The organism is Afipia sp. GW823-FHT06G09, assembly GCF_058794875.1.
Map to the genome: position 1 here is coordinate 590463 of NZ_JBXAHF010000003.1, position 19514 is coordinate 609976.

General features: G+C 61.8%; 14 protein-coding genes. 5 read left to right on the plus strand and 9 right to left on the minus strand.

From position 1 onward, the window contains the following. The 3 genes from AC1Q67_RS15360 to AC1Q67_RS15370 form a co-directional block, all read right to left on the minus strand. Positions 1 to 1896 carry an extracellular solute-binding protein gene (locus tag AC1Q67_RS15360; RefSeq protein WP_492236214.1) on the minus strand — a complete coding sequence of 632 codons (1896 nt, stop codon included), beginning with the start codon at positions 1894 to 1896 and terminating at the stop codon, positions 1 to 3. After that, positions 1893 to 3776 carry an extracellular solute-binding protein gene (locus AC1Q67_RS15365; protein ID WP_024576961.1) on the minus strand — a complete coding sequence of 628 codons (1884 nt, stop codon included), beginning with the start codon at positions 3774 to 3776 and terminating at the stop codon, positions 1893 to 1895. Before AC1Q67_RS15365 ends, AC1Q67_RS15360 begins: the two co-directional genes overlap by 4 nt. 202 nt (positions 3777 to 3978) lie before the next feature. Continuing rightward, positions 3979 to 4527, minus strand: coding sequence for a c-type cytochrome (locus AC1Q67_RS15370; RefSeq protein ID WP_006022750.1), 549 nt, complete (start codon positions 4525 to 4527; stop codon positions 3979 to 3981). Between the two features lie 211 nt (positions 4528 to 4738). Between AC1Q67_RS15370 and AC1Q67_RS15375 the strand changes: the two genes are divergently transcribed. Both AC1Q67_RS15375 and AC1Q67_RS15380 read left to right on the plus strand, forming a co-directional pair. Next, positions 4739 to 5485 (plus strand): 3-deoxy-manno-octulosonate cytidylyltransferase, encoded by a 747-nt coding sequence (locus tag AC1Q67_RS15375; protein WP_492236215.1) that lies wholly within the window; start codon positions 4739 to 4741, stop codon positions 5483 to 5485. Beyond that, on the plus strand, positions 5482 to 6345 hold the full coding sequence (locus AC1Q67_RS15380; RefSeq protein ID WP_024576963.1) for a prephenate dehydratase: 864 nt from the start codon (positions 5482 to 5484) through the stop codon (positions 6343 to 6345). The genes AC1Q67_RS15375 and AC1Q67_RS15380 overlap by 4 nt, the downstream gene beginning before the upstream one ends. A 6-nt stretch (positions 6346 to 6351) precedes the next feature. Here the strand turns inward: AC1Q67_RS15380 and AC1Q67_RS15385 are convergent, their stop codons facing one another. Next, positions 6352 to 7371: an LLM class flavin-dependent oxidoreductase gene (locus tag AC1Q67_RS15385; protein ID WP_492236216.1), complete on the minus strand. Its 1020-nt coding sequence runs from the start codon at positions 7369 to 7371 to the stop codon at positions 6352 to 6354. 426 nt (positions 7372 to 7797) lie between these two features. Between AC1Q67_RS15385 and metF the strand changes: the two genes are divergently transcribed. The 3 genes from metF (at position 7798) to AC1Q67_RS15400 (ending at position 13302) form a co-directional block, all read left to right on the plus strand. Next, positions 7798 to 8709 carry a methylenetetrahydrofolate reductase [NAD(P)H] gene (metF, locus tag AC1Q67_RS15390; RefSeq protein ID WP_492236217.1) on the plus strand — a complete coding sequence of 304 codons (912 nt, stop codon included), beginning with the start codon at positions 7798 to 7800 and terminating at the stop codon, positions 8707 to 8709. 4 nt (positions 8710 to 8713) lie between these two features. Further along, positions 8714 to 12568, plus strand: coding sequence for a methionine synthase (gene metH, locus AC1Q67_RS15395; protein WP_492236218.1), 3855 nt, complete (start codon positions 8714 to 8716; stop codon positions 12566 to 12568). A gap of 185 nt (positions 12569 to 12753) precedes the next feature. Beyond that, complete coding sequence (locus AC1Q67_RS15400; RefSeq protein WP_492236219.1) at positions 12754 to 13302, plus strand: hypothetical protein; 549 nt, start codon at positions 12754 to 12756, stop codon at positions 13300 to 13302. A 71-nt stretch (positions 13303 to 13373) separates the two neighbouring features. Here the strand turns inward: AC1Q67_RS15400 and AC1Q67_RS15405 are convergent, their stop codons facing one another. The 5 genes from AC1Q67_RS15405 to pimC all read right to left on the minus strand — a co-directional run bounded on the left by AC1Q67_RS15405 (position 13374) and on the right by pimC (position 19422). Next, entirely contained in the window at positions 13374 to 14000 is a 627-nt protein-coding gene (locus AC1Q67_RS15405; protein WP_492236220.1) for a glutathione S-transferase family protein, read from the minus strand. Positions 14001 to 14268: 268 nt separating this feature from the next. Further along, a complete protein-coding gene (gene glpK, locus AC1Q67_RS15410; RefSeq protein WP_492236221.1) occupies positions 14269 to 15777 on the minus strand; it encodes a glycerol kinase GlpK in 1509 nt (502 codons plus the stop codon). A gap of 256 nt (positions 15778 to 16033) precedes the next feature. Then, positions 16034 to 16807 carry an SDR family NAD(P)-dependent oxidoreductase gene (locus AC1Q67_RS15415; RefSeq protein ID WP_492236222.1) on the minus strand — a complete coding sequence of 258 codons (774 nt, stop codon included), beginning with the start codon at positions 16805 to 16807 and terminating at the stop codon, positions 16034 to 16036. Positions 16808 to 16924: 117 nt separating this feature from the next. Next, a complete protein-coding gene (gene pimD, locus AC1Q67_RS15420) occupies positions 16925 to 18064 on the minus strand; it encodes a pimeloyl-CoA dehydrogenase small subunit (protein WP_492236223.1) in 1140 nt (379 codons plus the stop codon). Between the two features lie 170 nt (positions 18065 to 18234). Next, positions 18235 to 19422 carry a pimeloyl-CoA dehydrogenase large subunit gene (gene pimC, locus AC1Q67_RS15425; RefSeq protein ID WP_024576973.1) on the minus strand — a complete coding sequence of 396 codons (1188 nt, stop codon included), beginning with the start codon at positions 19420 to 19422 and terminating at the stop codon, positions 18235 to 18237. Positions 19423 to 19514 lie beyond the last annotated feature (92 nt).

Below are 19514 nucleotides of genomic sequence, written 5' to 3' on the forward strand. Positions count from 1 at the left end.
CTACTTCGCCTGCACGGGCTTGGTCTGCTCGGGCTTTCTGGCCTTTGCTTCATCGTACCACCACAGGTCGGGCGTGCCGACGCCATTGGAATAACGCGGAATGTTCGGAGGATGAGCGAACACATCCCAATACGCAATGCGATGGCTGGCCGAATACCATTGCGGCACCCAGTAACGTCCCGCGCGGAACACACGGTCGAACGCCCGGCAGGCGGTCCGCAGTTCATCGCGGTTGTCGGCCGCGATAATGCGTTCGATCAGCGCATCGATGGCGGGGTTCTTGATTCCAGACAGATTCTGCGATCCCTTGATGTCGGCAACCTGCGACGAAAAGAACGTGCGCATCGCGTCGCCCGGGGTCGAGGACATGCTGAAGCGCTGAATCGCGACATCGAAATCGAAATCGTCGACCCGCGCGCGGAATTGCACCGGATCGACCAGCCGCACGCTGGCGTCGATACCAAGCACACCGAGATTCTTGATGTAGGGCGCATGGTGCGCCTGAAATGCGGGCTCTTCGAGCAGGAACTCGACCCGGAATGCATCCCCATTCGGCAGCCGGCGCTTGCCGTCCTTGATGACGCATCCGGCATCCTGCAACAATTGCGACGCCTTGCGGAGCAAGGTGCGATCCTGTCCCGATCCATCGGTGACCGGCGGCAGGAACGGCGCACCAAAGACCTCGTCGGGCACCTGGCCGCGGAACGGCTCCAGTAGTTTGAGTTCTTCCGGCGGCGGCGGGCCTTCGGCCATCAGATCGGAGTTCTGGAACGGCGAGACCGTGCGCGCATAGGCGCCGTACATGATGGTCTTGTTGGTCCACTCGAAATCGAACGCCTGGATCATCGCCTCGCGGACGCGCGGGTCCTTGAACTGCGCGCGGCGTGTATTCAGGAACCAGCCTTGCGCCCCCGACGGCGTATCGTCCGGCAGCAATTCCTGTTTGACGCGCCCATCCTTGATGGCGGGGAAATCGTAGCGCGTGTTCCAGATGCGCGCGGTGAATTCCTCGCGATAGAGATAATTGCGGCCGGTGAAGCCTTCGAACGCAACATCGCGGTCGCGATAAAACTCATAGCGCACGGTGTCGAAGTTGAAGGCGCCGCGCGACACCGGCAGATCCTTTGCCCACCAGTCCTTGACGCGATCGAACTCGATATACCGTCCGGCCTCGAAACGGCCGACCTTGTAGGGGCCAGAGCCGAGCGGAATGTCGAGCGTGGATTCGTCGAACGGTTTCTTGTCGTAATAAGCCTTCGAGAAGATCGGCAGCCCGGCCACATATAGCGGCACATCGCGGCCGCGCTTGGCCGCGAACGTCACCGTCAGCGTGGCGTCGTCATTGGCTTCCGCCTTGATCATGTCGCGCAGCTGCTGCTGGATGATCGGATGCCCCTTCTCCTTGAGAACGGTCAGCGAGAACGCTGCATCCTTAGCCGTGATCCTGCTGCCGTCGTGGAAACGCGCTTCGGGCCGCAGCGTGAACCGGTATGTCAGCTTGTCAGGCGAAATCCGCACCGAGCGGGCAATCAGACCGTACATCGCATCCGGCTCATCGTCCGCGCGAGCCATCAAGGATGAAAAGGTCAGCTCCATTCCCTTCGCGCCGTCACCTTTCAGAATAAAGCTGTTCAGCGAATTGAACGTAAAGAACGACTGGTTGTAGGCGCGCGTCGACGGAACGGTCGAGAACACGCCGCCTTTCGGTGCGCCGACATTGACGTAATCGAAATTCTTGAAGTCCGCCGGATATTTCAGATCGCCGAAGGCCGACATGCCATGGCTATCGGGAGCGGCCTCGATGCCGGATTGAGCCATGGCCGACAGCGGCGACCATGCCGCAGCCATCGCGCTGCCGCCAAGGACAAGAACCCGCCGCCGCGAAAGGCCGGTCAAGAACGCTTGCCGATCTTGTCGGCCTTCTCTTTGTCGAACCACCAAAGCGCCGGCAGACCGGAGCGGCCGTATTTCGGAAGCGGCGCGTGGCTGAAGCGATCCCAGCGCGCGTAGCGCGAGAATCCGTAGGTGAATTGCGGCACGACGTAATAGTGCCAGAGCAGCACACGATCGAGCGCCTTGGTTGCGGCCACCAGCGTCTCGCGATCCTTTGCGAAAATGATCTTGTCGATCAGCTTGTCGACGACGGGATTCTTGATACCGATGGTGTTGCGCGAGCCGGGAATGTCGGCCGCCTGCGAGCCCCAGAAATCGCGCTGCTCGTTGCCCGGCGAGAGCGATTGCCCCCAGATGTCCGAGATGATGTCGTAATCGAAATTCCGCACGCGGTTCTGATACTGCGCGTCATCGACTGTACGCACATTCACGGTGATGCCGAGCCGTTCCAGCGACGGCTTGTAGAACAGCACGATGCGCTCGAACGATGGATTATCCAGCAGAAATTCGACCGCAACCGGCGTACCGTCTTTTTTGACCAGCTTGCCCTCGCGGACTTCATAGCCGGCTTCGCGCAGAAGCCTTGTAGCGTTGCGAAGATTATCGCGCACCTTCTCCGGATCGCCGCCAACCGGATTTTCGTAAGGCTTGGCGATCACTTCCGGCGGAATGTCGCCGTAAACCTCCTTGAGAATTTCGAATTCTCTCTGAACCGGAACGCCCGAGCTGGCGAGTTCAGTGCCTTCGAAGTAGCTGTTGATGCGTTTGTACTGGCCGTAGAACAATTGCTTGTTCATTTCCTCGAAGTCGAACGCATAATTGAAGGCGCGGCGCACGCGCTTGTCCGCAAACAGTTCACGGCGGATGTTGAACGCAAAGCCCTGCATCCGTCCGGAGTCATTGATCGGAAATTCTTCAAGGACGACGCGCTTCTCGGTCACGGCGGGAAAATTATAGGCCGTTGCCCAGCTCTTGGCGGAGGACTCGATGATCCAGTCCGCCTGGTCGGCCTTGAACGCTTCCAGCGATACCGTCGTGTCGCGGAAGAACTCAAACCGCATCTCGTCGAAATTGTTCTGGCCAACGCGCGTCGGCGCCTTCTCGCCCCAGTAATTCTTCACCCGCTCCAAGGTGACGGCGCGGCCCGCGACAAAATCCTTGATGGCATAGGGCCCGGAGCCGAGCGGCTTCTCTAGCGTCGTCGCGCCGATGTCACGTTTGCGGCCCTCGCTGTCCTTGCCTTCCCACCAGTGCTTCGGAAGCACTGTCAGTTCACCGACGATGGTCGGAAGCTCGCGATTGCCGGGCGCATCGAACGTGAACTTGATGTCGTGCGAGCCGACCTTCTCCGCCTTCACCACATGCTTGTAGTAGGACGAATACATCGGACTGTATTTCTTCAGCGACTCCAGCGAGAACAGCACGTCTTCCGGAGTCACCGGCTTGCCGTCATGCCACTTCGCGTCCTTGCGAAGACGATAGATCACCCACGAATGATCGTCGGGATGCGATACCGACTCCGCCAGCAGACCATATTGCGTGGTCGCCTCATCCAGGGACCGCGCCATCAGCGTCTCGTAGATCAGGCCGACTGCGGGCGCGATCGTTCCTTTCACGCCTGCGACAGCGAGATTGAAGTTGTCGAACGTGCCGATCGAAATCTGCCGGGCGAGGCCGCCCTTCGGCGCATCCGGATTGACGTAGTCGAAACGCTTGAAGTCGGCGGGATATTTGATGTCGCCGAACAGCGACAAAGCATGTTTCCATTCCGGAGCGGTCTGGGCTTGCGCGGAAGCGATCACGTCCAGCCCCGCCGCTTTCAGCATCGGAACCGTGGCAACAAACGCACCGCTCTGAAGAAGATCGCGTCGGGAAATGCTCAAATTGAATGTTCCTGTTGCTGATCGAAAAACAGATGCCGAGGCAACGTCTTGGCCGATTATGTCGGTTTTTGGATATGACGCCAGCCCGTTGCGGCGCGTTCTTTGCGGCGAAATGTCCGGCGCGAAAACAGCAGCAATTGCAACGCAAAACGGCCAGGCGAACCTGGCCGTTTTAGGATTAAATTTCTGTCACGCGCCGAGCTTATTTGCTGGCGGTCGGCAGCGGCACCGGGGTGTCGGCCAGCGTGCGCAGGTAGGCGATCAGATCCGCGCGCTCGCTGTCCTTGCTGATGCCGGCGAAGCCCATCGCGGTGCCGGGGATAAAGCCCTTCGGGCTGGCGATGAACTTGTTGATGGCATCGTAGGTCCACTTGCCGCCCTTGCCCTTCATGGCAGCGGAGAAGTTGAAGCCGTTACGGCCATGGCCGATCTCGTCGTCGATCACGCCATAGAGATTCGGACCGACCTTGTTCGGGCCGTTCTTCTCGAAGGTGTGGCAGGCCGCGCACTTCTTGGCCGCGGCAGAACCCTTCTCGACAGAGGCGGTCTGGAGCAGCTTCTCGATCGGCTCGCTCGGCGCTGCCGCGGCAGCGGGACCCGCGCCTTCAGCTTCCTTGATCGCGATTTCAAAGCCGGGCTTTTCGGGCTTCTTCGGCGAAAAAATCGCGTTGGCAGCCATATTCATGGAGAGCAGAACGAGGCAGGTGGCGAGCACCGCACCCATGATCTTGTTGAGTTCGAAGGAGTCCATTTTCGATCAGGCCCCGAGCCGGAAAGTCGATACATTTAGCCGCGCAGAGCGACCTTGGATTGCTACCGGGAACAGGCGTGCAGCGCAATACAGGCAGCGGGATCGAGATAACGGTTTGCCTGCCTTCTGGCAACCCGTATAAACGCGCCGACCCCTTGAAAACACCGTCATTTTCCTCGCCAACCCGGCGGTCCCGAGCCCAGCGTCCCCCATGAAAGAAACCCGCGCCCTGGTGCTGATTCCCGCCCGCATGGCTGCGACCAGGCTGCCGGGAAAGCCCTTGCTGGACATTTCCGGTCTGCCCATGATCGTCCATGTCGTGCGCCGTGCGGACGCCGCGCGAATCGGCCGCGTGGTTGTGGCGACCGACGCACCGGACATCGCCGAAATTGTCACGGCGCATGGCGGCGAGGCCGTCATGACCCGCGCAGATCATCCGTCCGGGTCCGACCGGATTTTCGAGGCGCTTCAGACCCTCGATGGCGCAGGGCAGATCGACACCATCATCAATGTGCAGGGCGATCTGCCCACCATAGCGCCGGAGGACATTCGCGCCGTGCTGGCGCCGCTTGCCGATCCCGAAGTCGATATCGCCACGCTGGCCGCCGTGATCGCCAAGGATGAGGAACACACCAATCCGAACGTGGTGAAGGTCATCGGATCGCCGCTGAGCGCGACCCGGCTGCGCGCGCTTTATTTCACGCGGGCGACGGCTCCCTATGGAGACGGCCCGCGCTATCACCACATTGGGCTTTACGCCTATCGCCGGGGCGCGCTGGCGCGGTTCGTCGCCCTGCCGCCCTCGCCGCTGGAGACCCGGGAAAAGCTCGAACAGCTTCGCGCCCTCGAGGCCGGCATGCGGATCGACGTGACGGTGGTTGACACCGTGCCGCTAGGCGTCGATACGCCTCACGATCTCGAGACCGCGCGGCAGATGCTGGCAGGCAAAGCACAATGACCAAATCGATGAAAATCGCCTTCCAGGGCGAGCCCGGAGCCAACTCGCACATCGCGATCCAGGAAGCCTTTCCGGACGCGACGCCGCTGCCATGCGCGACCTTCGAGGATGCGCTGGCTGCGATCTCGTCAGGCGAAGCCAGCCTCGGCATGATTCCGATCGAGAATACGCTGGCCGGCCGTGTCGCCGACATTCACCACCTGTTGCCGCAGTCCGGGCTTTTCATCGTCGGCGAATGGTTTCTGCCGATCCGCCATCAACTGATGGGGCCGCGCGGGGCGAAGCTGAGCGACATCAAGACGGTCGAAAGCCATGTCCACGCCATCGGGCAGTGCCGCAACATCATCCGCAAGCTCGGCATCAAGCCGATCGTCGCAAGCGACACGGCGGGCGCAGCGCGCCTGATCGCGGAGCGCGGCGATAAAAGCTGCGCGGCAATTGCGTCCCGTCTCGCTGCGGATATCTATGGTCTCGACATTCTGGCCGAGGACATCGAGGACGAAGCCCACAACACCACGCGCTTCGTGATCCTCGCGCGCGAGCAGCTTTGGGCCGCGCAGGGCTCCGGCCCGCTGGTGACGACTTTTGTTTTCCGGGTGCGCAACCTTCCGGCGGCGCTCTACAAGGCGATGGGCGGCTTTGCCACCAACGGCGTCAACATGACCAAGCTCGAGAGCTACATGGTGGAAGGCAACTTTTTCGCCACGCAGTTTTACGCCGATGTCGATGGCCATCCTGACGACCGCAACCTCGCCTATGCGCTGGAAGAACTGAAGTTCTTCTCAAAGGAATTGCGGATCGTCGGCGTCTATCCGGCGCATCCGTTCCGCGTCGCGTTCACGGAAAAGGCGGCCGAATAAGGCTAACTAGGCCGCCGCCTGCTTGCCGATGCCGAACGCGTCAGCCAGCAGGCTGTACGAACGTTTGCGTGCCTCGTGATCGTAGGTCGCAGTGATAACCATCACCTCGTCGGCCTTGCAGGTCTCGATCAGCGGCGTGATTTTCTCCATCACTGTCTGCGGTGAGCCGACGAACAGCCGCGAGCGGTTGCGCGCAATGCTTGCGCGCTCGGCGTCTGAGTAGGGATAGGCCTGCGCCTCCTCGATGCTCGGCAGCGGGCGATACTGCCCGCGATCGCGCAGCAGACGATTGAGATCGGCCGACGATGCCAGCCGGTCCGCCTCTTCATCGGTCTCGGCCATGATCACCGCAATCGCCAGAATGGCATACGGCGTTTCGCGCCAGTGCGACGGCTTGAAATGGGCGCGATAATGAATCATCGCATCAGCCGCATCGTGCGAGGCGAAGTGATGCGCGAACGCGAAGCCCATGCCGACCTGTGCTGCGAGCTGCGCGCTGTAATCGCTCGACCCCAGCAGCCAGATCGGCGGCAGCGGCGCATCCTCGGGCATCGCAATCACGTTGTGATAGGGATGGCCTTCGGGGAAGTTGCGCGTCTCCCATAACGTCAATTCGATCAGGCGTTCGATGAAGTCGTCGCCGCCGCGTGGATCGAACCGCTGGCGTAGCGCATGCATCGTGGTTTGATCGGTGCCGGGCGCACGGCCAAGGCCGAGATCGATGCGGCCTGGAAACAGCGCTTCCAGCATCTTGAACCGTTCGGCGACCATCAGCGGCGCGTGGTTCGGCAGCATCACGCCGCCGGAGCCGACACGGATGCGCTGCGTCGCTGCTGCGATCTGTCCGATCATGATTTCGGGTGCGGGAGATGCCACAGAGGCGAGGCTGTGATGCTCGGCCAGCCAGTAGCGCGTGTAGCCGAGGCGGTCGGCATGCTTCGCCAGATCGATGCTGTTGCGCAGCGACTGGGAAGGCTTGGTGCCGGTGGTGACGACCGAAAGGTCGAGAACGGAAAGCGGGGTCATGGGGCCAAATTAGTCACTCGCCGGCGCCTGACAAAGCATTCCACCCAGCCGGGTTGCTAAATGTTTGTGGGCAGCTATATGACAGCTAGATTTTATGGGTCAGGAACTGCCCACTTCTCAATGATCGAATTCGTCGGATATATTCTGAAATATCCGATTTTATTGGCAAAAACGCACCAATTCGGCCTCAGCAATTCCTATCCGGCACGCCTTCCATTTCGAAAAACGGGGCACATTGGGCAATTTCCCACAGCGAAAGCCTGGCGAATGGGCTGTCGGAAACACCCGGTTTCGCTTATTTTGGTCGGTAAAGGCGAAACGGTGACGAAGTCCGGCCCAAAGGGCGGAATCAAGGCGCACCGAGACCGCGGAGGCCGCTGCCCAATCCGGCCCGCGCACCGCCATCGAGATGTGGAGTTGAGAAGCGTGACGAGCGAAGCAACCGCCCCGGCTGGATCGCAGGGGCAAAAACGTCCGGCGATTTCCTTCGAGTTCTTCCCGCCCAAGACGGAAGAGATGGAGCGCAATCTCTGGGAAGTCATCAACCGGCTTGCACCGCTGACGCCGAACTTCGTGTCGGTGACCTACGGCGCCGGCGGCTCGACCCGCGAACGCACCCATTCAACCATCGCGCGCATCCTCTCCGAGACCAAACTCACGCCGGCCGCGCATCTGACCTGTGTCGACGCCACCAAGGCGGACATCGATGATGTTGTCGCGCGCTATCATGACGTCGGCGTGCGTCACATCGTGGCGCTGCGCGGCGATCCGGTGAGCGGTATCGGCAATGCCTACACCGCGCATCCCGAGGGCTATCAAAGCTCCGCCGACCTCGTCGCCAGCATCAAGCGCAATCATCCCGATATGGAAGTCAGCGTCTCGGCGTATCCCGAGAAGCATCCCGAAAGCCCCACGCTCGATGCCGACATCGACGCGCTGAAAGCCAAGGTCGACGCCGGCGCGACCCGCGCCATCACCCAGTTCTTTTTCGATAACGATCTCTACTTCCGTTATCTCGACCGCGTCCGCGCCGCCGGCATCACGATTCCGATCGTTCCCGGAATCCTGCCGGTGCAGAACTTCAAGATGGCGTCCAATTTCGCCAAGCGCGCCGGCGCAACAATGCCGGAATGGCTGTCGGCAAAATTCGAAGGACTCGACGACGATGCCGACACGCGCCGTCTGGTCGCGGCGACTGTCGCCGCCGGTCAAGTGCAGAAGCTCGCCAAGCATGGCGTCGAGAATTTTCACTTTTATACGATGAACCGTGCGGATCTTGTGTTCGCCATCAGCCACCTTCTGGGAATTCGTCCCAACGGTGCGCAGAAAGCCGCGTGATCCCATGACGGAAAAAACATCTCCGGTCGCCGAACAATTCCGCGCGCTTGCCCGCGAGAAAATCCTCGTGCTCGACGGCGCGATGGGCACCATGATCCAGGGGCTTCAGTTCGACGAAGCGGCCTTCCGCGGCGAGCGCTTCAAGGACTTCCATCGCGACGTCAAAGGCAACAACGATCTTCTCATCCTCACCCAGCCGCGGGCGATCGAAGATATCCATTTCGCCTACCTCGACGCCGGCGCGGACATCGTCGCGACCAACACCTTCTCGTCGACCTCCATCGCGCAGGCCGACTACGACATGGTCGACCTCGCCTATGAACTGAATCGCGACGGAGCCAGGCTGGCGCGCAACGCCGCCAATCGCGCCACCGCGAAGGACGGCAAGCCGCGCTTCGTCGCGGGCGCCCTTGGCCCGACCAACCGCACCGCGTCGATTTCGCCCGACGTCGCCAATCCCGGCTACCGCGCCGTGACCTTCGACGACCTGCGCATCGCCTACAGCGAACAGATCAATGGATTGCTCGACGGCGGCGCAGATATTCTGCTGGTCGAAACCATTTTCGACACGCTGAATGCCAAGGCCGCGCTGTACGCCATCGCAGAGATCACCGAAGCGCGCGGCATCCATGTGCCGGTGATGGTCTCCGGCACCATCACCGATAAATCAGGCCGCCTGCTCTCAGGCCAGTTGCCGGAAGCATTCTGGTATTCGGTCCAGCACGCCAATCCGATCACCATCGGTTTCAACTGCGCGCTCGGCGCCGAAGACCTGCGCGCGCATATCGCCGATATCGGCCGCGTCGCGGACACGCTTGTTTGTGCTTATCCCAACGCGGGCCTGCCGAACGAATTCGGCCAGTATGACGAAAGCCCGGACTACATGGCGCGGCTGGTCGGCGAATTCGCCCAGGCCGGTCTGGTCAACGTCGTCGGCGGCTGCTGCGGCACCACGCCCGCACACATCAAGGCGATTGCGGAGGCCTGCGCGCCGCACAAGCCGCGCATCGTTCCCGAAATTCCGCCGCTGCTGCGATTGTCGGGACTGGAGCCATTCAACCTCACCTCCGACATTCCGTTCGTCAACGTCGGCGAACGCACCAACGTCACCGGCTCGGCCCGCTTCCGCAAGCTGATCAAGAACGGCGACTACACCGCCGCGCTTCAGGTGGCGCGCGATCAGGTCGAGAACGGCGCTCAGGTTATCGACATCAACATGGATGAAGGCCTGCTGGACTCCAAGCAGGCGATGATCGAGTTCCTCAATCTGGTCGCTTCGGAGCCGGATATCGCCCGCGTGCCGGTGATGATCGACTCGTCGAAGTTCGACGTGATCGAGGCGGGCCTGAAATGCGTTCAGGGCAAGCCCATCGTCAACTCGATCTCCATGAAGGAAGGCGAGGAAAAGTTCCTGCATGAAGCGGGGATCGCACGCCGCCACGGCGCGGCGGTGGTCGTGATGGCGTTCGACGAAGTCGGACAGGCGGATACGTTCGAGCGCAAGACCGAGATTTGCGCACGCGCCTACAAGCTGCTGGTGGAGAAACTCGACTTCCCGCCGCAGGACATCATCTTCGATCCGAATATCTTCGCCATCGCCACCGGCCTCGAAGAACACAACAACTACGGCGTCGATTTCATCGAAGCCACCCGCTGGATCAGGCAGAATCTGCCGCATGCGCATATTTCCGGCGGCGTCTCGAACCTGTCGTTCTCGTTCCGCGGCAACGAGCCGGTGCGCGAGGCGATGCATTCGGTGTTCCTGTATCACGCCATCAAGGCGGGCATGGACATGGGCATCGTCAATGCCGGGCAGATGGTGATCTATGACGACATCGATCCCGAACTGCGTCAGGTCTGCGAAGACACCATTCTCAACCGCGATCCCGGCGCATCGGAGCGGCTGCTTGAACTCGCCGAGAAATTCCGCGGCCAGGAAAAGCAGGTCAAGGAACAGGATCTCGCCTGGCGCGAATGGCCGGTGGAGAAGCGCCTGAGCCACGCGCTGGTCAACGGCATCACCGAATATATCGACGCCGACACCGAAGCCGCGCGCCTCACGGTCGAGCGGCCGCTGAATGTGATCGAAGGGCCGCTGATGGACGGCATGAACATCGTCGGCGACCTGTTCGGCGCCGGCAAGATGTTCCTGCCGCAGGTGGTGAAGTCCGCACGCGTGATGAAGCAGGCGGTCGCCTATCTGATGCCGTTCATGGAAGAAGAGAAGGCGCGCAATCAGGCCGCCGGCATCGAAGGCAGCGGACGCAGCTCCGCCGGCAAGATCGTGCTCGCCACCGTGAAGGGCGACGTCCACGACATCGGCAAGAACATCGTCGGCATCGTGCTTCAGTGCAACAACTTCGAGGTGGTCGATCTCGGCGTCATGGTGCCCGCTGCCAAGATCATCGAAACGGCGAAGGCCGAGAACGCCGACATCATCGGCCTCTCCGGCCTGATCACCCCGTCGCTGGACGAGATGGTATTCCTCGCGTCCGAACTGGAACGTCAGGGCCTCGACCTTCCGTTGCTGATCGGCGGCGCGACCACCAGCCGCGTGCATACCGCCGTGAAGATCGATCCCGCCTACAGGCGCGGGCCGGTGGTGCATGTCAACGACGCCAGCCGCGCGGTCGGCGTCGCCTCCTCGCTGCTGTCGCCGGAGAAGAAGGCGGACTACGCCCGCGAGGTCCGCGCCGACTACGCGAAGATTTCCAATGCGCACTTCAAGGCGCAGCAGGACAAGAAGCGTCTCTCGCTGGAAGCGGCGCGTGCCAACGCCCACAAGATCGACTGGAGCAAGACCCAGCCGAAGAAGCCGGCCTTCATCGGCCTCAAGAGCTTCAGCGATTATTCACTCAAGGAGCTGGCGGAGTACATCGACTGGACGCCGTTCTTCCAGACCTGGGAACTGACCGGGCGCTTCCCAGCCATTCTCGACGATCCGAAGGTCGGCGAGGCCGCGCGCGCGCTCTATGACGACGCCCGCAAGATGCTCGACCGCATCGTCTCGGAAAACTGGTTCAAGGCCAGCGCCACCATCGGTTTCTGGCCGGCGAATGCGGAAGGCGACGACATCGTTCTCTACAGCGATGAAGCCCGCACCAAACCGCTGACCACGCTGCACACCCTGCGGCAGCAACTCGAAAAACGCGAGGGCCGGTACAACGCCGCCCTGTCGGACTTCATTGCGCCGATCTCAACCGGCGTGCCGGACTACATCGGCATGTTCGTGGTCACCGCGGGCATCGGCGAGGATGTGATCGCGGACCGCTTCAAGAACGCCAACGACGACTACTCGTCGATTCTGGTGAAGGCACTGGCGGATCGCCTCGCGGAAGCCTTTGCCGAGCGGATGCATCAGCGCGTGCGCAAGGAGTTCTGGGGCTATGCGCCGGATGAAAATCTGTCGTCGGATCAGATGATCCTCGAAGAGTATCAGGGCATTCGCCCGGCGCCGGGTTATCCAGCACAGCCCGATCACACCGAGAAGGCGACGCTGTTCCGCCTGCTCGATGCGGAGCGCACCGCGGGCGTGACGCTGACCGAAAGCTTTGCGATGTGGCCCGGCTCGTCGGTGTCCGGCCTCTATTTCAGCCATCCGGAGAGCTATTACTTTGGCGTCGGCAAGATCGAGCGCGATCAGGTTGAGGACTATGCCGAACGCAAGGGAATGAAGCCCGAGGAGATCGAACGCTGGCTTGCGCCGATCCTCAACTACATTCCCTCGCGCGACGCGCGGCCCGACACCGATGAGCCGGATGTCGCGACGCTGCCGCTGGCGAAGCATCCGCCGGGGTGCGGCTGCGCGATGCATCTGCGCATGAACGGCAAGCCAGTGGCGGATGCCGACGCGCGCTGAAGTTGATTCAATTTCACTGAATCTACAGATTGATGCCGCGCGATCTTTGATCGCGTTATATTGATGTGTTCCCGGCACGCGCGTGAACTCACGCGCGTGTGACATCAACTGTTGTGGAACCTGGAACCCCCTCCCGCATAAGGCGTTGGTGCGTCGCAAGCTTCAACCTCACAAAAGGAGAGATCATGAGCAAGGTGAGCTTTTTCGCCGCCGCTGCGGCTGTAACCGCTTTGGTCGCCACTCCGGCACTCGCGCAGGACACGGCAAAGCCGCGCGCCGCGATGCAGGGCAAGAGTGACAAAGCCAAACAGATCAAGCCTATGAAGCACAGTGCAAAGCACACCAAGCATATGAAGCACAGCGCCCGTATGCACAGCCGTCACGAGGCCTACATGCGCTCCGCCGCCGTGGACAATCGGAGTGATTGGGATCGCGGCTGGGATAACCGCGGCTTCTGGCCGGGGAATGTTGTGGCCGGCGCAGTGGGAACCGCGGGCGCTGTCGCAGCCGGTGCCGTAAATACTGCAGGCGCCATCGCAACCGCGCCGTTCGGCGGGCCTTATCGCGAGGGCTACGCCTATCGTGACACTTACGCCTATGGTCCGGGCTATGTGGACACCACCTACACTTACAACGGCGTAGCGATTCCGCAGTCGGCGAATTATGCGGCGCGAAATGGCTTCATGTGTCAGCCGGGCACCTTTATCAAGGGCACGCGGAACATCTGCCAGTAACGTTTTGATTGCGATTTAAATTGAACAAACAAGCGGTGGGCGGAATCAATCCGGCCACCGCATTGGCGATGTCAGCTCGGCGGCACCAGAGGCTGCACGATATCCTGAAATGGCTGCAACGCTTCGCAGGTCTCCGCATGGCGGTCGAGTGCGGGATAGCGCGCCGCGTCGAACAATCCGGCATGAGCTTCCCGCGTGAAACGGATCACGCAGGCCACCGCAATGTCGGCATGGGTGATGTTGTCGCCGAACCAGTATCGCGTCTTGTGCCGCGCACGATCTTCTTCAAGAACAGCCAACACGCCCGCGATCTGCGAGCGGCAACGCTCGACCCAGCGCTTCGATTCTTCTCCGCGCAGCACGCGCTCATACAGCAGGCTCACCGCCTTGTCGGCGAGGCCGGTGGCCAGCGCGCAGATATGCAGCACCTCGCGCCGGACGTGACCGCAATCGGGGATCAATGCCCGCGACGGCCCGGAAATCTCGTCGAGATAATCCAGGATGGCCGTGCTCTCGATCAGCACCTCGCCGTCGTCCAGCACCAGGGTCGGCACCCGCATCAGCGGATTGTACAGCGCGATCTTCTCCGCGTCGCCGAAGGTCGACCACGGTGTGTGCTCGAACGGCAGTCCATAGAACCGCAGCGCGAGTGCGACCCGCCGCACAAAGGGAGAATCGTATTGGCCGATCAGGTTCATCAGGTGATCTCCGCCGCGAGATTGCGGCCGCGATTACACCCGGCAACGCACCCGGCTGGCAAGCATGTTCGCAACCTTACTCGCATGTCGCCACAAAGCCGATATGCTCCCTCTCCCCAGCGGGGAGAGGGTTGGGGTGAGGGGGTTTCAATCTATCGAGATTCTACGCCCTCACCCGCCGCGCTCCGCGCGTCGACCTCTCCCCACGGGAGAGGTGAAGAGCCAAGTTCTGCTTTTAAAAACAAGCTCAGCTTTCAAAAATCTGAACTCAGTCTTCACCCGTATCGGATGCCAGCACGCCCTTCACCGCCTGTGACCAGCCCTTGAGTTTGCGCGTGCGAGTCGCTTCCGACATGTTCGGCTTGAATCGCCGCTCCAGCCGCCAGGAATCCGCAAACCGCGCGGGCTCCGGATAAACGCCGGCGCCAAGGCCGGCGAGATACGCCGCGCCGAGCGCCGTGGTTTCCTGAATCATCGGCCGGTCCACCGGCGCGTTGAGCAGGTCGGCGAGGCGCTGCATGGTCCAGTCCGATGCGGTCATGCCACCATCGACGCGCAGCACGGTGTTGGTCTCCTTCGCCTCCGGCCAGTCGGCACGCATCGCCGCCCACAGGTCGTAGGTCTGGTAGCAGACGCTTTCCAGCACGGCATGCGCCAGTTCGGCGGGGCCGGTGTTGCGGGTCAGGCCGAACAGCGCGCCGCGCACCCGCGGATTCCAGTACGGCGCGCCGAGGCCGACGAACGCCGGTACCAGATAAACCGACTGCATGGTATCGTTTTCATCCGCCAGCGATCCGGTTTCGCTCGCCTGCTTGATCAGGCCGAGCCCGTCGCGCAGCCACTGCACCGCGGAGCCTGCGACAAAGATCGATCCTTCCAGCGCATAGGTGCGCTGGCCGTTGAGCTGATAGGCGATGGTCGTGAGCAGCTTGTTCTTCGAGGCCACCGCCGTGGTGCCGGTGTTGAGCAGCGCGAAGCAGCCGGTGCCGTAAGTGGATTTCATCATGCCCGGTGTGAAGCACGCCTGCCCGATGGTCGCGGCCTGCTGATCACCGGCGATGCCGCGCACCGCGATGGAGCCGCCGAGCAGCTCGGGCACGGTGGTGCCATAGCTCGCGGAGGAATCGCGCACATCCGGCAGCATCGAGCGCGGCACGCGCAACAGCTTCAGGAGATCGTCGTCCCACTCGCCCTTGTGAATGTTGAACAGCAGCGTGCGCGAGGCATTGGTGGCGTCGGTGGCGTGGACCTTGCCTCCGGTCAGCCGCCACAGCAGATACGAATCCACCGTGCCGAACATCAGTTCGCCGCGCTCGGCGCGTTCACGCGCACCCGGAACGTGATCCAGAATCCACGCCACCTTGGTACCGGAGAAATACGGATCGATGATGAGACCGGTCCGCGCGGTGACGAGCGGTTCATGGCCGTCGGCTTTCAGCCTGGCGCAGATCTCCGCGGTGCGCCTATCCTGCCAGACGATGGCGCGATGCACGGCCTGCCCGGTGGCGCGGTCCCAGACCACCGTGGTCTCGCGCTGGTTGGTGATGCCGATGGCGGCAATGTCGGACGCCTGCACGTTCGCCTTGCTCATGGCCTCGCGGCAGGTCGCAAGCGTCGAGGTCCAGATATCCTCCGGCTCGTGCTCGACCCAGCCGGAGGCCGGGAAATGCTGCTGGAATTCCTGCTGGGCCTGGGCGGCGATGGAAATGTCCGAGCGGAAGACGATGGCGCGCGATGATGTCGTGCCTTGATCGATCGCGAGAATATGGGACGCCATGCCGTTTCCTCGAATGCTTTTCGTTTTGGTTTCGAAACGCAAACAAAGCGATTACGGGTGCGCGCGTCAAGGCGAGCGCCGTCGTGAAGATCAACAGGGATGTTTGCGATTTCCCTCCCCCTTGTGGGGAGGGTCGGCCGAGCGAAGCGGAGGCCGGGGTGGGGGAAACGCAACGCAGTAATATCCCCCACCCCGGCGCGTCATTCGCTCCGCTCACACGCGCCACCCTCCCCACAAGGGGGAGGGATAAAGCAAATTACACCGCCGCCGTGGTGACACCGCCGTCGATGACGATGGTCTGGCCGGTCATGAAGGTCGAGGCATCGGACGCGAGATAGACCACTGCGCCGGCGATCTCGTGCGGTTCGCCGATCCGGCGCAGCGGCGTGGTCGCGGTGCGGCGCTTCAGGTTCTCCTGATCCTCCCACAGCGCACGGGCGAAATCGGTTTTAACCAGACCCGGCGCGATACAGTTGACCCGCACGTTCTTCGGGCCCCACTCGCCGGCCAGGCTGCGCGCCAGCGAGAAATCCGCCGCTTTCGAGATGCCGTAGGCGCCGATCACGGTCGAGCCGCGCAGGCCGCCGATGCTTGAGATGATGACCACCGAGCCGCCGCCGCGCTCGGCCATGTGCGGCATCGCCTGCTTGCAGAGCCAGATATTGCTCTTGATGTTGGCGCCCATGATCTTGTCAAAGGCCTCGTCGGTGATGTCGAGCAGCGGGCCGTAATAGGGATTCACAGCGGCGTTGCAGACGAGGATATCGATCTTTCCATAATGCCTGATGGTGCCGGCGATCAGCGCGTCGACGTCTTCACGCCGCGAGATGTTGCAGGGAATGACATGGGCATCCCCGCCCGCCTTGCGGATGCCGTCCGCAACAGTTTCGCAGGCGTCGGCCTTGCGGCTGGAAACGACAACCTTCGCCCCCATCTGCGCCAGCATTTCCGCCGAGGCGCGGCCGATGCCGCGGCTCGACCCGGTGACGACAGCGACTTTTCCGGTGAGATCGAAGGGTGAAGTTGGCATGACGTCCACTTTTTTCGTTGGACAGTTGTTTCGTCATTGCGAGCGAAGCGAAGCAATCCACCCTTTTAACAGATGGATCGCTTCGTCGCTACGCTCCTCGCGATGACGGTGAAATAATCACACCAGCGGGCCTGCCGCCGCAACGCGGCGCAGGTGATAGTCGGTGTCGCCGTACGAGGTCTCGATCATCGACAGCCGCTTGAAGTAGTGGCCGATCGCCGCTTCCATGGTCATGCCGATGCCGCCATGGAGCTGGATCGCCTGCTGGCCGACGAACTTCGCCGACTTGCCGACCTGCACCTTGGCAGCAGCAACCGCCGATGAGCGTTCGTCTTCCGGAAGATCGGTCGCCACCACCGCAAACAGCGCCATGCTACGCGCCTGCTCGAGGTTCACGAACATATCCGACGCGCGGTGCTGCAGCGCCTGGAAGGTGCCGATAGCGACGCCGAACTGCTTGCGGGTCTTGAGATACTCGACCGTCATCTTGAGCGACACTTCCATCGCGCCGATGGCCTCGGAGCACATGGCGATGCGCGCTTCGTCCACCACGCGTTCGACCAGCGCGAGACCCTTGGCCGGATCGCCAAGCACGGCGTCCTTGCCGACCTCGACGCCCTCGAACCGGATGTCGGCCGCGCGCATGTTGTCCTGCGTTGCGTAGCCCTTGATGTGGACGCCCTTGGCGTTGGCCGGCACGAGGAACACGCCGATGCCGTTACGGTCGCGCTGGCCTCCGGAGGTGCGGGCCGTCACGATCAGCGTATTGGCGCTGTCCCCGTGCAGCACAACGAACTTCTCGCCTTCAATCACCCAGCCATCGCCCTTCTTCTTGGCGGTGGTGGAGACATCAGCGAGGTCGTAACGCGAATTCTTCTCAAGCTGGGCAAACGCCAGCGTCTTGCTGCCGTCGATGACCGACGGAATATGCGCCGCCTTCTGCTCGGCGGAGGCACCGTGACGGAGGAAACCGCCGCCGATCACCACCGTGGTCAGATATGGCTCGAGCACCAGCGACCGGCCAAGCGATTCCATCACGATCGCGGTTTCCACCGCGCCGCCGCCGAAGCCGCCGTCTTCTTCCGAAAACGGCAGGCCCAGCAGGCCCTGCTCGGCAAGCTTGCCCCAGACCTGACGGCTCCAGCCATCCTTTTCGGCAGCGTATTTCTTGCGCTGCTCGAAGTCATACGAGTCAGCCAGCAGCCCGTCGACGCTGTCTTTCAGGAGACGCTGCTCCTCGGAGAGATCGAAATCCATAATGTGTTCCTCGGCTAAACCAAATTACATCGTCATTGCGAGGAGCGAAGCGACGAAGCAATCCAGTTGAAAGATCCAAAGCTGGATTGCTTCGCTACGCTCGCAATGACGGAACGTGAGAACGTGCAAACAAGTCCCCTCCCCGCAAGCGCAGGGAGATGGAGGCGTCATTAAAGTCCCAGCACCGCCTTCGCGATGATGCCGCGCTGGATCTCGTTGGACCCGCCGTAGATCGAGACCTTGCGGTAGTTGAAGTAGTGCGGAGCGGCGTGCGACTCCCAGCCTGCTTCCTCGTTGCCGATGCCCTCTTCCGGAATGTACGGCGTGGCGAAGGGACCGGCGACCTCGACCAGCAGTTCGGAAATGGTCTGCTGGATGTCGGAGCCCTTGATCTTCAGGATCGAGGATGCCGGGTCCGGCTTGCCCTTGCCGTTCTTGGTCTCGTTGGCGATGACGCGCATCACCGACAGTTCCAGCGCCTTGAGCTCGATCTCGGTGGCTGCAAGCTTCTCGCGGAAACGATCGTCCTCGATCAGCGGCTTGCCGTTGGCCTCGACCTTCGACGCCAGTTCACGGACGCGGCGGATGCGTTCCTTGGACATGCCGACACGGGCGATGTTGGTGCGCTCGTTGCCGAGCAGGAACTTGGCGTAATCCCAGCCCTTGTTTTCCTGGCCGACGAGATTGGCGACCGGCACTTCGACGTCGTCGAAGAACACTTCGTTGACTTCGTGACCGCCGTCGATGGTCTGGATCGGCCGCACGGTGATGCCGCGCGACTTCATGTCGATCAGGATGAACGAGATGCCTTCCTGCTTCTTCGCTTCCGGATTGGTGCGGCAGAGGCAGAAGATCCAGTCGGCGTGCTGGCCGAGCGTGGTCCAGGTCTTCTGGCCGTTGACGACGTAGACGTCGCCCTTGCGCTTCGCCGTGGTCTTGAGCGAGGCGAGGTCGGACCCGGAGCCGGGCTCCGAGAAACCCTGACACCACCAGTCGTCCAGATTGGCGATGCGCGGCAGGTAATACTTCTTCTGCTCGTCGTTGCCGAAGGTGTAGATCACCGGCCCAACCATGTTGACACCGAACGGCAGCGGCGACGGCGCCGGAGTTGCCTGCAGCTCTTCAAGGAAGATGTGCTGTTTGGCCGGCGACCAGCCGGTGCCGCCGAATTCCTTCGGCCAATGCGGAACGCCCCAACCCTTCTTGTTCAGGATCCGCGTCCACGTGATGATGTCTTCCTTGCTCGGATGACCGCCGTCGATCAGCTTCTTGTGCATCGCGGGCGGAATATTTTCGCGGAAGAACTTCCTCACTTCGTCGCGAAATGCGTTTTCTTCCTGGGTGAAATTGAGATCCACGGGGGTCCTCCTTGAAGTCTGACTGGAAATAACAGTCCGGGATTTTCGGCCTCTTGTTCTGTCCGGCGATTGTAGACCGGCGCAGGCGGGAG

What these genes read in the sequence shown, in the direction of transcription:
- AC1Q67_RS15370 (WP_006022750.1), bottom strand. Translation starts at nt 4,527, where the DNA reads ATGGACTCCTTCGAACTCAACAAGATCATGGGTGCGGTGCTCGCCACC.
- AC1Q67_RS15375 (WP_492236215.1), top strand. Translation starts at nt 4,739, where the DNA reads ATGAAAGAAACCCGCGCCCTGGTGCTGATTCCCGCCCGCATGGCTGCG.
- AC1Q67_RS15380 (WP_024576963.1), top strand. Translation starts at nt 5,482, where the DNA reads ATGACCAAATCGATGAAAATCGCCTTCCAGGGCGAGCCCGGAGCCAAC.
- AC1Q67_RS15385 (WP_492236216.1), bottom strand. Translation starts at nt 7,371, where the DNA reads ATGACCCCGCTTTCCGTTCTCGACCTTTCGGTCGTCACCACCGGCACC.
- metH (WP_492236218.1), top strand. Translation starts at nt 8,714, where the DNA reads ATGACGGAAAAAACATCTCCGGTCGCCGAACAATTCCGCGCGCTTGCC.
- AC1Q67_RS15400 (WP_492236219.1), top strand. Translation starts at nt 12,754, where the DNA reads ATGAGCAAGGTGAGCTTTTTCGCCGCCGCTGCGGCTGTAACCGCTTTG.
- AC1Q67_RS15405 (WP_492236220.1), bottom strand. Translation starts at nt 14,000, where the DNA reads ATGAACCTGATCGGCCAATACGATTCTCCCTTTGTGCGGCGGGTCGCA.
- glpK (WP_492236221.1), bottom strand. Translation starts at nt 15,777, where the DNA reads ATGGCGTCCCATATTCTCGCGATCGATCAAGGCACGACATCATCGCGC.
- AC1Q67_RS15415 (WP_492236222.1), bottom strand. Translation starts at nt 16,807, where the DNA reads ATGCCAACTTCACCCTTCGATCTCACCGGAAAAGTCGCTGTCGTCACC.
- pimD (WP_492236223.1), bottom strand. Translation starts at nt 18,064, where the DNA reads ATGGATTTCGATCTCTCCGAGGAGCAGCGTCTCCTGAAAGACAGCGTC.